The 12,899-nt window shown below is 64.4% G+C and carries 10 protein-coding genes and 1 tRNA gene; 4 read left to right on the forward strand and 7 right to left on the reverse strand.

The features are described from left to right. Positions 1 to 46: 46 nt before the first annotated feature. The 6 genes from ACT3TS_RS06130 to ACT3TS_RS06155 form a co-directional block, all read right to left on the reverse strand. Positions 47 to 802: a copper homeostasis protein CutC gene (locus ACT3TS_RS06130; RefSeq protein ID WP_444530613.1), complete on the reverse strand. Its 756-nt coding sequence runs from the start codon at positions 800 to 802 to the stop codon at positions 47 to 49. Positions 803 to 853: 51 nt separating this feature from the next. Next, a complete protein-coding gene (locus ACT3TS_RS06135; RefSeq protein WP_444530614.1) occupies positions 854 to 2,407 on the reverse strand; it encodes a beta-N-acetylhexosaminidase in 1,554 nt (517 codons plus the stop codon). A gap of 85 nt (positions 2,408 to 2,492) precedes the next feature. Further along, on the reverse strand, positions 2,493 to 3,329 hold the full coding sequence (locus ACT3TS_RS06140; RefSeq protein WP_444530615.1) for an ATP-binding cassette domain-containing protein: 837 nt from the start codon (positions 3,327 to 3,329) through the stop codon (positions 2,493 to 2,495). Further along, positions 3,326 to 5,236: a dipeptide/oligopeptide/nickel ABC transporter permease/ATP-binding protein gene (locus tag ACT3TS_RS06145; protein WP_444530616.1), complete on the reverse strand. Its 1,911-nt coding sequence runs from the start codon at positions 5,234 to 5,236 to the stop codon at positions 3,326 to 3,328. The genes ACT3TS_RS06140 and ACT3TS_RS06145 overlap by 4 nt, the downstream gene beginning before the upstream one ends. Then, positions 5,233 to 6,174, reverse strand: coding sequence for an ABC transporter permease (locus ACT3TS_RS06150; protein WP_444530617.1), 942 nt, complete (start codon positions 6,172 to 6,174; stop codon positions 5,233 to 5,235). The genes ACT3TS_RS06145 and ACT3TS_RS06150 overlap by 4 nt, the downstream gene beginning before the upstream one ends. 61 nt (positions 6,175 to 6,235) lie before the next feature. Then, positions 6,236 to 7,780, reverse strand: a complete 1,545-nt coding sequence (locus ACT3TS_RS06155) for an ABC transporter substrate-binding protein (RefSeq protein WP_444530618.1) — start codon at positions 7,778 to 7,780, stop codon at positions 6,236 to 6,238. 162 nt (positions 7,781 to 7,942) lie between these two features. Between ACT3TS_RS06155 and ACT3TS_RS06160 the strand changes: the two genes are divergently transcribed. From ACT3TS_RS06160 to bcp, 3 genes are all read left to right on the forward strand, one after another. After that, positions 7,943 to 8,611: a PadR family transcriptional regulator gene (locus ACT3TS_RS06160; RefSeq protein ID WP_444530619.1), complete on the forward strand. Its 669-nt coding sequence runs from the start codon at positions 7,943 to 7,945 to the stop codon at positions 8,609 to 8,611. Continuing rightward, a complete protein-coding gene (locus ACT3TS_RS06165; protein ID WP_444530620.1) occupies positions 8,608 to 10,194 on the forward strand; it encodes a sulfatase family protein in 1,587 nt (528 codons plus the stop codon). The genes ACT3TS_RS06160 and ACT3TS_RS06165 overlap by 4 nt, the downstream gene beginning before the upstream one ends. 209 nt (positions 10,195 to 10,403) lie before the next feature. Beyond that, the gene (gene bcp, locus ACT3TS_RS06170) at positions 10,404 to 10,880 is read left to right on the forward strand and encodes a thioredoxin-dependent thiol peroxidase (protein ID WP_444530621.1); all 477 of its coding nucleotides are present in this window, start codon (positions 10,404 to 10,406) and stop codon (positions 10,878 to 10,880) included. Positions 10,881 to 10,958: 78 nt separating this feature from the next. Here bcp and ACT3TS_RS06175 read toward each other — a convergent pair. Then, a tRNA-Leu gene (locus tag ACT3TS_RS06175) sits at positions 10,959 to 11,040 on the reverse strand. Positions 11,041 to 11,181: 141 nt separating this feature from the next. On the opposite strand from ACT3TS_RS06175, the gene ACT3TS_RS06180 reads away from it, so the two are divergent. Next, on the forward strand, positions 11,182 to 12,867 hold the full coding sequence (locus ACT3TS_RS06180; protein WP_444530622.1) for an ABC transporter substrate-binding protein: 1,686 nt from the start codon (positions 11,182 to 11,184) through the stop codon (positions 12,865 to 12,867). Positions 12,868 to 12,899: the final 32 nt, after the last annotated feature.

The raw sequence follows: 12,899 nt of genomic DNA on the forward strand, positions 1-12,899 counted from the left end.
GCAAACACGGGTGACAGACGCCCTGCACAGGCACCCGGCGGCAGGGTCAGGACAGGGCCGCGCGGGCCTGCTTCACCAGTTCCAGGCTGGTGGCATCCCACTCGGCGTTGCCGCCGCCGGGCCCGCTTGGTCCGGCAGCTGTCACTGCGACGCGTGCTGAGAGGTGGACCGCGTCGACCCCGGCCTGCTGAAGCAGGGGCAAGTCCTGGATTCGGACTCCGCCGCCGGCCATCACTTCGAAACCGGCGGGCGCACCGGCAGCCATCCGGGTCAGGACGGCCAGGCCGTCAATGCTGCGCCCCGCGCCTCCGGAACTCAACACCCGGCGTACACCGGCCGCCGCCAAAACCCCAAGCTGTGCGGCCGGGTCGGGGCAGGCGTCGATGGCACGGTGGAAAGTCACGGCGAGGCCCTCCGCGGCGTCCACCCAGCGGGCGAGCGCCCCGATGTCGATGCCGCCGCTGCGGTCAAGTGCACCCACCACAATTCCGTGGACGCCCGCGCGCCGCAGCGCGTGGATTTCCCGTTCCATGGTGGCCACCTCGGATTCGTCGTAGACGAAGCCGCCGCCACGGGAGCGCACCAGCACGTGGACAAACGATTCGCGGCCCGCCGTGGCTTCCAGGACCTGCTCAACCAATCCCTGCGACGGCGTCAGGCCGCCCAGCCGCAAGGCTGAACACAGTTCAACGCGTGTCGCTCCCCCGGCAGCCGCAGTCATTGCCCCGGCGGCGTCCTGCACCGCAATCTCCAAATCAACCATGCTCGTCGTGCCCTTCGTGGAACGTAACCGAGGTGTCATTGCCCCGTGCCTCAACACCTCTAACTTCAACGATTCAGCCCCCGAAAGGGGCTATTTAAGCAGCACGCTCCCGGGCCACCTGGCCACCAACGCACTCCGTTCGGTGAAGTCCCCGTAGCTCAGGCCTGCAACGGCACCCGCCCACATCTTGTGCGCCAATACGCCAAATGCTGGCTGCACCATCTCATACACAACCTGCTCGTCGTAGTCCTTCAGGACCAGATCGTTCCACACGGCCGACGCCGCACCCAACAGCTGGGGGTGCCCCGGGTAGAGGTTCTGGCCGGCACCAAACACGTGCGGCTCCCACGACTCAAACAAGGCCTGCGCAGCCAACCCCGCACCATGGTAATAATCAGCAAAAGGCACGATGTACAACAAATCGTCGTTGGTGTTGATGACCTTGTAGCCGTCAGCCACCGCCGCCTGGCCGCTGTACCAGTCGTTGTTCCACGCGCACATCACCACGTCCCGGTTGTAACCGTCGGGTCCGGGGGCTCCGGCGCCCCCGGACATGGTGCTCAGGCTCCCCCAGGCCACGGGACCCTTGCCCAGCGAGCGCAGGTGCGCGCTGATGGTGTTGAAGAACGCCCGGTAGTCCCCTCCGTGGTCCTTGTCGTACTCATCGGCGCCGAAATGCACCGCCGGACCCCGGAACCACGGCACGAACTCGTCAAAGAGGGACTTCACCAACTCGGTGGTCTCTGGTTTGGCCAAATCGAGCATGTCCGAATCCCCGCCCCGCAGCCCCGTCTCGGGACGCCAACGGATGATGGCACGCGAATGCGCCGGCACATCCAATTCCGGCACCAGCTGCACATGCCGACGTTCGGCCAGATCCTCGAAGGAATCCCAATCGGCGCGGCTGTAGGCCCCGTCCTCCGAGGCCAGCCCCGCAATCCACGCCGATTCCGACGCCAGCCGGAAGCCCTGCTGCGCTTCATCCCAACTGCGCTTGGTGTCCTTGGTGATCTCATTGTCGTTGAGGTGCACCATGAAGGTGTTGAGCTTAAACCAACTCATCATGCGGATGTAATCGCGCACGGCTTCGGGCCGGGCAAAGCGGCGGCCCACGTCGAGCATGAAGCCGCGCACCGGGTAATTCGGCCAGTCAACCGCCGTGCCGCCCGGCAGCGTCACGGACGACACCAGCATCTGCAGCAGGCTGCGCGTGCCCCAATACACGCCGGTCACCGTGCGCGCCGTGACCTTCACGCCGCCGTCGATCTCCAGCACGTAACCTTCAACTGCTGCTGTGGCATTGTCGGTGCCGAATTCCAGCTCGGGATCCAAGGCCAACACAACTGTCCCGGCGCCAACCTCGACGGCGGTTCCCTTCCCGCTGGCGGTCCCGTTCCCACCGTCGGCGGTGGTCCCCGAAACGCCTGTCAGCTCGGCCAGGTCAGCCAGGAACGTGGCCGCAATGTCCGCCAGGTCCGGTGCATGTTCGACGACGAACCCCGCACCCAGGCTGGTGGCGCCCCCGCTCGGGGTCCACTGCTGCAGGGCCGGAACCACCACCGGGGCACCATCGACTGCGCTGGATGCGGTGCCGGTTCTTGCCGAGGGGAGGGTTCCGGCGTCGTGTGAGTCTGTGCTGTTCAAGGATTTCAGTCCGTTCTGGGTCGGTGCTGTTATTTTGAATGGTGCCGGCTCCGGCGTCACGGTTTTCACCGTACGCACAGGAAGCCTACTCTCCGGCAGCGGCCACCAGGGCATGCCTGTCCGCCCTCCTCTGCCGCTGCCGTGCAGGATCCGCCACAGGCGATGCCATCAGGAGCCGGCGGGTGTACGGGTGGCTTGGGTCGTCGGTGACCTGCCCGGCTTCACCAAACTCCACCACGTCCCCGTGGTAAAGCACGCAGACCCGGTGGCTCAGATGCCGCACCACGGCCAGGTCGTGGGAGATGAACAGGTAGGCCACCCCCGTCTGCTCCTGAATTTCCAAAAACAAGTCCAGCACGCGTGCCTGGGTGCTCAAGTCAAGCGCTGATACGGGTTCGTCACACACAATCAGTTTCGGTTCCATCGCCAGCGCCCGGGCGATGGCCACCCGCTGCCGCTGGCCGCCGGAAAATTCGCGGGGCAGCCGTGCCGCCGCGTCGGCCGGGAGCTGCACCCGTTCCAACAGCCCGGCAACCCGGGCCCGCGCCTTGGCACCTGTCATGCCCTGGACCACGAGTGGTTCGGCGAGAATGTCGGCAATGGTCATGGCCGGGTTCAAGGATGTGTAGGGATCCTGAAACACCACCTGGATGTCCTTGCTGACTGCCCGGCGGGCCGCAGGCTTCAAATGCGAGATGTCCTGCCCGTCGAAGACGATCTTTCCACCGGTCACCGGGGCCAGGCCCAGGACGGCGCGCCCAATGGTGGTCTTGCCCGAGCCGGACTCCCCCACCAGGCCCACTGTCTCTCCGGCCTTGACATCAAGGTTAATGCTTTTGAGGACGCGGACCGGGGGCTTGCGCCAGCCGCGGCGCGGGAATTCCGTCACCAGGTTCTGGACGTCCAACAACGGTGCGCTCACAGTGCCGCCTCCTCAAGGGTTGCCGCTTCGTCGGGAAGCAGCCGGGTTCGGGGTGTCTTGTTTTCCAGTCCGGAGCCCAAGAGCATGCGCGTGTACGGGTCCTTCGGTGCGGCAAAGAGTTCCTCCACACCGTTTTGTTCCACGATCCGGCCCAGCTTCATGACGGCCACCCTGTCGCACAGGTCGGCCACGACACCAAAGTTGTGGGTGACCAGCACGACGGCCATGCCCTTCTCCTGCTGCAGTTCGCGGAGGAGGTCCAGCACCTCGGCCTGCACCGTCACGTCCAGGGCGGTGGTGGGTTCGTCGGCAATCAAGACCTCCGGGTCACAGGCCACGGCCCCGGCGATGAGGACGCGTTGCGCCATGCCGCCGGATATCTGGTGCGGGTAGGAATCGAAGGTGCGTTGGGGGTCCGGGATGCCCACGCGGGCCAGCATGGCCAACGCCTTTTCGGTGGCCGCGGCCTTTCCAAGGCCCAGCTGGCGGCGGATCGGCTCAACCAGCTGAAAGCCAATGCGGAACGTCGGGTCCAGGTTGGACATGGGCTCCTGCGGAATGTAGGCCACAGTCTTCCCGAGCAGGGCCCGCCGCGCCTTCTTCGACAGGGCTGCCACATCCTGGCCGGCGACTTCCACGCTGCCGCCCAGGATGCGCCCGCCCGTGGGCAGCAGCCCCAGGATGGACCACGCGGTTTGGGTCTTGCCCGAGCCGGACTCCCCGACGAGGCCGAGAACCTCGCCCTTGCGGACGCCAAAGGAGATCCCCTTGACCACGGCTTTGTAGCCGTCCTCGGAGGGGTAGCCCACCTGCAGTTCACGCACCAACAGCACACTGTCTTTGGGAATGCTGTCAGCGGGAATGCTGTCTCCGGGAATGTCCACCGCTTCGGGGACACCGCCCACGGTGCCGGCGGAGCGTGCGGTGCCGGTGGAGCGTGCGGAGGCATCGACGTCGTGCTTGGACAGGGTGGCGGAACGGCGGCGCTTGCGGACCTTGGCTGTGGGACGGTCCTCGAGGGCGTCGCGCAGGCTGTTGCCAAAGAGGATCAGCGCAGCATTCACCAGCCCCAGGGCAATGCCGGGCCAAAGCATGAGATCGGGGGCAACGTAGAGATTGACCAATGCCTCGTTGAGCATGGTTCCCCACGTTGGCACCGTGACGTTGCCCAGGCCCAGGAAGTCCAGGCCTGCCTGCACGCCAATGACCACCACGGCGGCAAGCGCCGCATAAATGATGATGGGTGCGCGGATGGCCACCAACACGTGACGGCCCAGTATGCGGCCCAGGCCAAGGCCTGAGACACGGGCGGCATCCACGTAAAGTTCGTTGCGCACGCCGCTGACAATGGTGCGGACCAAACGGTGAAAGCCCGGGGCCATGAGCACACCGAAAATGGTCATGCTCAGCCACACATTGTTGCCCCAGACGGCGCGGACGGCGAGCAGGATCATGATGTTGGGCAGGGCAATGATCAAATTGCTCACCCAGTCGACGCTGGAATCCAGTTTGCCGCCAAAGTAGCCGGCGAACAGGCCGGTGGTGACACCAATGGCCATGGCGATGGCCAGTGCCAGGCCGGCGCCGCCCAGTGTGATGCGGCCGCCGTAGACAAGGCGGGAAAAGACGTCGCGGCCGGCGCTGTCGGTGCCCAGCCAGTGCTCGGCTCCGGGTGGCAGCAGGGCCTTGCCGATGTCGCCCACGTTGGGGTCATACCGGGTCAAAAGCGGTGCCATGATCACAGCCAGGATCACGAGGATCAAAACGCTCAGTGAGATGGCCGCCATGGGGGACGCGGCAATGCGCCGGAGAATGCCTTGGCGCCGTGCTTCGTCACTTTTGGCCAGCGTCGTGCTGCTGGCCGTGCCGGTGGTGAGAGGTTGTGCAGTATTGGGGGGAATGCTCATGACAGCCGCACTTTCGGGTTGAGCCAGCCATTGATGAGGTCGATGACGAGGTTGACGATCACGACAATGACCACGGAAATTACCACTGCACCCACCACGATGGGGATGTCGCCCACTCCGGTGGCTTCCACGGCGATGCTGCCCAAGCCGGGCAGGGCAAAGACCTGCTCGATCATGACAGCGCCCGACATCAGCCCAATAAAGTTCAGGGACAGCACCGTCAGCGTGGGCGGAGCGGCATTGCGGAGCACGTGCCGGAACAGCACGCTGGTCTCGGAGAGCCCACGGCTGCGCAAGGTTCGGACAAAGTCCATTTCGAGCACGCCGATGGTGGCGCTGCGGACCTGTTGGGACAAGCCGGCCACGGCACCAATGGCCAGTGAGAAGACCGGCAACAGCAGGCTTTGCATCCAGCCGAATGGTGATTGCGCGAAGGTAATGTAGCCGGTGGCGGGGACCAGGCCCCATTCAATGGATACTTTGACGATCATGACCAAGGCCAACCAGAAGCCCGGAAAGACCAGTCCAACCACCGAGATGATCTGCAGGACGCGGTCCAGCCAGCCCCGGTACACGGCGGCGGCCACACCCATGATCAGGGAGACCAGGGTGGAGGCCACCACCGTCCCCACGGCAATGGACAAGGTGACGGGGATGCGGTTGAGCAGCAGGTAGCCGACGGATTCCGCATTGAACCAGGATTTGCCCAGATCGCCTTGTACTGCATTGAACAGCCACTGACCATATTGGAACAAAAGCGGGCTGTCCAAGCCCAGCTCGACTTTTTTGGCAGCGAGCTGCTGCAACGAGGCCTCGTCCCCCAAAATGTTGCGGGCGACGTTTTCACTGTTGGCGAGCATGAGAGCCAAGACGATGAATGATGCGCAGGCGATGAGGACAAGCCCGGCGCCAATCCTGCGGCAGATATAGGAAATCACTGCTGAATCCTTGGGAACGGGGCGTGGGGCGGGGTGTCCGCCCCACGCCGGCGGTGGCTGTTTACTTGGCCGGTTCGAAGTTGTAGATCGAGGGCACCGGTTGGCCGCTTTGCACTTCCACGCTCACGTTTTTGGAGATGAAGTACGGCTGGTCGATCCGGTACCACGGGGCGAACCAGGCCTGGTCCACCAGGTACTTGTTGAATTCCTGCTGCTTGGCTGTGGACTCTTCGCCGCTGGTGTTCACAATCTCGTCGAGCAGAATCTTGCTTTCCGGGGTGCTGAACTTGAACACGTTCCACGGGGCCGATTCCGTCGCCACGGTGCTAATGGCCGACCAGGCCACAACGGGCTGGCCAAAGGCGGTAAACGCTGCCGGGAACTTTCCGGACTGCTGTTCGGCCTGGTACTGCGCTGCGGGGACGTCCACCCACTCCACGGTGATGCCTGCCTTGGCCAGCTGACCCGAGATGGCAGGTGCCAACGCCGGATCCATGTCAGCGGAGGTGGGCATCTTCAGGGTGAAGCCATTTTCCAGACCGGCATCCTTGAGCAGCGACTTGGCCTTGTCGACGTCGTAGTTGTAGGTATCGTCAAGCTCGTCAACGTAAGCGTCCGAGGCCGGGCTAAAGATTTGGCTGGTGACTGTGCCCAGTCCCTGACCCACATTCTGGAGGATGGCGTCCTTGTCAACGGCGTAGTTGATGGCTTTGCGGACCTCCACCTTGGCAAGCTCCGGCGTCATCGTCCCGGCCCGGTCCAACAGGCTCAGTCCCTGCCAGTCACCGGGCACCATCTTCACCTCGACGCCGGCGGCTTCGGCGGCCTTGACGATCTTGGCCGTGGCAATCATGCCATCGGCCTGTCCCGAACGCACAGCATTGAAGCGGGCGTTTTCATCCTTGATGGGCTTGATGACGATTTTTTCAAACTTCTGCAGATCAGGAGCCCAGTAATCGGCCTTCTTTACGTAGGTGTACTGCGAACCGGGCGTCGTGGCAGCCCGGTCCAGCTCATACGGTCCCGAACCAATGGGCTGGGTGTCCACCGTGGGGCTGTCAAAGTTGGCCGGGGACTGGATGTAGCCGCTGGGCCCACCCAGCGCGTAGACCAGCGCCGGATCGGGCTCGGACAAGTTCAACTTCACGGTGACCGCATCCACGACATCGACGCTTGCGACAGAGGCAAGCGCGCCGGCCAACGGGCCGCCGGTGACCTTGAAGCGGTCCAGATTGCCCTTCACGGCCTCTGCCGTGAGCTTGGTATCGTCAGTGAAGGTGACGTCGTCGCGCAACGTGAGGGTGAGGGACTTCCCGTCCTCGGAGGTCTCCCACTTGGTGGCCAGCATGGGCTGCGGGATGCCGTCACTGTCCCGGCGGATCAAGGTGTCAAAGACTGGCTGGAAGTACTGCACAAATTGTGCTTCCCGGGACATGGCCGGGTCCATGGACTGCGGCTCTATGCCGGCGGCCAGTGTCAGGGTCGTCACCGACTTGCCACCGGCGCCCTCCTCCCCGGAGGTGTTGGCGCCGCCACAGCCGGACAGAAAAATGGCGGCCGTGGCGGCGAGTGCCAAGGCCCGGTACATCCGTTTTGGTGCCTTCACGAAAACTCCCTTGTTTTGGATCCACGCTTGGTGACGATTGCTGTCATCAACCGATCGACTATGTACATTTATCAATACTTTGCCTGCATTCACCGCATGTCTTTGCGGTGAGTATACAAGTTGGCTATGATTCTAATCATATAGTCGGAGGAGAGGCAAACAGTGCTTAATAAACTTGAATGCATTATCTTGGGCCACCTGGTGCGCACGCCCATGGCCGGTTACGACCTGCACAAGTGGCTCCAACAGGAGGGTCCCTTCTTTGGCTACAGCCCACAGCCGTCCCAGATCTACCGGCAGCTGACAAAGTGCTTGGAGAAGGGGTGGGTGGACTTGATCATCGACCAGCACCGCTCCGGCCCCGACGCAAAGGTGTACCGCCTGACGCCGGCCGGGATTGCCACCTTCCGGGACTGGGCCTTGTCCCCCTATGAGCCCTCGGTGCGGCCCCTGGACTCGGACTTTCAGATGCGCTTCCTGCTCACAGGAGTGCTGGGCCCCGATGTGGCCTTGCGGCTGCTCACCACCGAATTGGCCTACCGCCGCAAGCAGCAGCGCGAAAAAGCCTACAGTGACGACATCGATCCGGCGCGCACCGCGTTTGAGATCAACCCGCTGTGGCACCGCGAGCTGGTGCGGCTGGGCCGCGAGCGTTCCTTCCTGCTGGGGACCACCTACCTCACCTGGCTGGAAATGACGCACTCCCGGCTCACCGAACAACTCAACGAATTTCAGGGGTCCGGCGACGCCGCCGCTGTGCAGGACTCAACCGTGCCGGACACAACGACGCCGGACCCAATTTCGCAATATCAGGACGTGAAGAACGCGTGAAAATCATTTATGTGGACGTGGACACCCTGCGCCCGGACCACACCGGCCCCTACGGCTACCAGCGCCCCATCACCCCCAACTTGGACGCTTTTGCCCAGGACGCCGCCCGCTTCGAGAGCTATTACGCTTCCGACTCTCCCTGCATGCCCTCCCGCACAGCTCTGACAAGCGGCCAGTTTGGCATCACCAACGGCGTGATCGGCCACCACGGCGAGGCCGCCCGATTCAGGGTCGACGCCGGACACAGCCTGGTCCCGGGCCGCCCCCTCCTGGGGCAGCACCTGGGCGCCCATGGTTACCTGACGGCAGCTGTCTCGTCCTTTGCCGAACGGCACCGGGCCTGGTATTTCCTGGGCAACTTCCGCGAAAGCATCCGCGCCACACCTGACGTCGGCGACGAGCCGGCAGACATTGTGACCGACACGGCGCTGGAATGGATCGGCCGCCACCAGGACACCGACGACTGGTATCTGCACCTGACGTACTGGGATCCGCACATGGACTACCTCCAGGCCAAGGAATGGACCGACAAGGCCGCCGCCTCGGGGCCGGCTCCGGCATGGCCCGACCAGGCGGCCATCGACGGCCATGCGGAGATTTACGGGCCACGCTCCGCCCTGGATTTCATGTACTCCGACGGCTTGTTTGAACGGCGGGTGCCGCACAACTTCCCGCAGCAAATCCGCACCCGCGCCGATTACGAGCAGCTCATCAACGGCTACGACGGCGCCATCCACTTCTGGGACAGCGAATTCGGCCGCCTGCTGGACGGCCTCAAGGCCATGGGCATCTCAGACGACGTGGCGATCGTTGTCAGTGCCGACCATGGCGAGGCCTTTGGCGAGCAGGGCTCCTACGCCGAGCACGGGCTGGCCAGCGAGCCAACCCACCACCTGCCCCTGCTGGTCAAGTGGCCGGGACTCACAGCAGGTGCCGGATCCAGGACCGCCTGCGACGCGCTGTTGTACAACATTGACTACGCGCCGACGATCTGCGATTTGCTGGAGCTGCCCATCCCTGAAAAGTGGCAGGGCGAATCCTTTGCCGACGCCGTGCGCGGGCTGCCGATTGCATCCCGCGACTACCTTGTCCTGGGCCACGGCGCCCACACCTACCAGCGGGCCGTGCGCACCCGCGACCACCTCTACATCCGCACTTATCATCCGGGCGCTTTCCGGGCGGAGTGGGAATCCCTGTTCAATGTGAGCGAGGATCCGTACCTCACCCGGAACCTGCTGGATGAGGAACCGGAGCTCGTGGACCGGATGCGCTCCAAGCTGGCCGTCTGGTGGAACACCTACGCCGGCATGCCCGGGTCCCTGCCCGATCCCATGCAGACAACGCTGCAAAACGGGCCGGCCCTGTACAACGACCCGGACCTCTACATGGAGCACCTGCGCCGAACCGGGCGCGAGCACCTGGCCGACGATCTCCACCAGCGGCTCAATCCGGGCACGGGTTCGGTCGCTGTCTCGTGGCAGGCCCCGGTTGACCCGGAGCATTCCGGCCGCAACCACGGCCCGGCCATCACCCCGGTTTATCCCAGCACCCGGGCGGAGCTGTTCGCGGGGACGTCCGGCTGACGCGCAGCCCTGCCCGCACAACCAGGCACGACGGCGGCGCCGGCACCCAAGGCGGGTGGCCGGCGTCGTGCTTGTGCAACTGCGCTGGTGCAACTCGATTTTGTGCAGTGAGCACACGCTGCGCCGAAGCATTAGGCTGGGGCGAGTGCCCACAACGACCACCCCGGGCGCGCCTGCGGGCGTTCGCGGGGTGACCACAGGAGTTTTTCATGAGTGAACGTCTTGCCCCCGGCGATCCCGCCCCCGCCTTCACACTGTCCAACAGCGCCGGCGGCACCACCTCCCTTGCCGACTTTGCCGGCCGGCAGCTGATCTTGTTTTTCTACCCGGCGGCCATGACCCCCGGCTGCACCAAGCAGGCCTGCGACTTCCGTGACAGCCTGGCGTCGCTGGAGTCGGCCGGCTATCAGGTGCTGGGAATTTCACCCGACCCGGTGGCCAAGCTGGAGAAGTTCGTGGCCCGGGACGCACTGACCTACCCGCTGCTCAGCGATGCGGACCATGCGGTGGCCCTGGCGTACGCCGCGTGGGGCGAAAAGAAAAACTACGGCAAGACCTACGAAGGCTTGATCCGGTCCACGATCGTGGTTGGCGCCGACGGAAACGTTGAGCTGGCCCAGTACAACGTGCGCGCCACCGGCCATGTCGCCAAGCTGCGCCGCGACCTGAAAATCGACGCCGCCTGACAAACGGCGCCCTGACAAACGGTGCCCGGACAAGCAAAAGGCCCCCGCAGACTTTCGTCGGCGTGGGCCTTTGTTGTGTGCGCAAGAGGGGACTTGAACCCCTACGCCCGAAGGCACAGGTACCTAAAACCTGCGTGTCTACCAATTCCACCACTCGCGCCGGTGCAATGAAGCATGAATAATACTACCGGCTTGCCCGGGTGCTTCCGACCACCCGGTCCGCCGGGCCGGGCCAGTCCACAGAATCTCCCACTATGATGAGTGGCTGATGCAATGTCCGCGCTGCAAGGAGAACTCAAACGTGCCACGCCCCGCCGGCCCCCTGCTAAAGGTGCTCCGGCGCGCGGTCGCCATGTCCGCCGTCGTCCTTGTTGCAGCAACTGCGTGCACAGCGGCCCCCGCGCCCGGCCCGGGCACCAGCGCCCCGGCCACTGTTCAAGCCCCCTCCGCCACGTTCAACTTCGGCACCGGTTCCGACCCCTTGGGCTTTGACCCGGCGCTGGTTTCGGACACGGAATCGTACCGGGTGACGCGGCAGGTGCTCCAGGGCCTGTTGACGATCGACCCCGTGACAGGTGCCCCGGCGCCCAGCCTGGCCACGAGCTGGAAGGAGCTCGACGGCGGCCTCGACTACAGTTTCACGCTGCGCCCGGACGTGAAGTTCCATGACGGCACGGCCTTTGACGCCGAAGCCGTGTGCGCCAACTTTGACCGCTGGTACGCGTTGACGTCCGCGACACGGGGGGACGGCACCTCGTCGATGTTCAAGCAGGTGTTCCGTGCTTTCTCCGACGATGGGGAAAACTCACTCTACGAAGGCTGCACCGTTGACGGACCGCTGAAGGTCACGCTGGGCCTGAAAATGCGGCTCACCGGATTCCTGCAGGCGCTCACGCTGCCCGCCTTCGCGATCTCCTCCCCGACGGCGTTGAAGTCCGGCACGGCCGACATCCTGGACCAGACGTTCTCCGCCAACAAGGTCTCCCACTACGGTCTGCACCCGGTGGGAACCGGCCCGTTCGTCTTTGACTCGGCCTCCCCCGGGGCTGTGACCATGACGGCAAATCCGAACTATTGGGGCGACAAGGGCGAGATCGCCACACTGAACTTCAAGACCTTTGAACAGCCGGAAACCCGCTTGGCGGCGCTGGAGGACGGCTCCATCGACGGCTTCGACCCTGTCACGCCCAGCAACTTTGACAAGCTCATCAAGGGTGGCAAGCAGGTCCTGCAGCGCGACCCCTTCTCCGTCATGTACCTGGGCATCAACCAAAAGGTCCCGGTCCTGGCCGAGCAAAAGGTGCGTGAAGCGATCGCCGCGGCCATCGACAAGGCCACCCTGGCCAGCAAGTACTTCATTGCCGGCACGGCAACCACCGCCCAGTTCATCCCGCCCAAACTCAGCGGCTTCAACAACGCCGTTGAAGGGATCCCGTACGACCCGCAAAAGGCCAAGGACCTGCTGGCTGCCTCCAATTACAAGGGGGAGGAACTCAAGTTCTACTACCCCACCAACGCCGCCCGGACCTATCTGCCGTCGCCGGAAAAGGTCTACGCACAGATTGCCACCGAGCTCACGGCGGCCGGCTTCAACATCAAGCCCGTGCCCGTCCCGTGGAACGACGGCTACCTCAACGCCGTCACCAGCGACACCGACCACGCGCTGAGCCTGCTGGGCTGGAACGGCAGCTACGCGGACCCCGACAACTTCGTGGGGCCGCTCTTCGGCTCCCCGACTGACGAGCTGGGCATGGACGATCCGCAATTGGTCTCCAAGATCACACGGGCGCGCGGATTGCCCAACGGGCCGGAGCGCACAGCCGCCTACGAAGCCATCAGCAAGCAGCTCGCCGCCACTGTCCCGGCAGTGCCGATTGCCTTCCCGATCTCAGCCATTGCACTGTCGGACAAGGTCGCCTCCTACCCGCTCAGCCCCGTGCTCAACGAGGTTTTCAACCATGTGAAGCTGACCCCGGCCACCGGTTGAGTGTCCGCCCGCGCCCCCGGCAGGAGTCCGGC

This window comes from Specibacter sp. AOP5-B1-6, from assembly GCF_052376555.1.
Classification (GTDB): Bacteria; Actinomycetota; Actinomycetes; order Actinomycetales; family Micrococcaceae; genus Specibacter.

Bases quoted from the DNA above. Each gene is read 5' to 3' on its own strand.
- ACT3TS_RS06130 (WP_444530613.1), bottom strand. From the start codon at position 802: ATGACACCTCGGTTACGTTCCACGAAGGGCACGACGAGCATGGTTGAT.
- bcp (WP_444530621.1), top strand. From the start codon at position 10,404: ATGAGTGAACGTCTTGCCCCCGGCGATCCCGCCCCCGCCTTCACACTG.
- ACT3TS_RS06145 (WP_444530616.1), bottom strand. From the start codon at position 5,236: ATGAGCATTCCCCCCAATACTGCACAACCTCTCACCACCGGCACGGCC.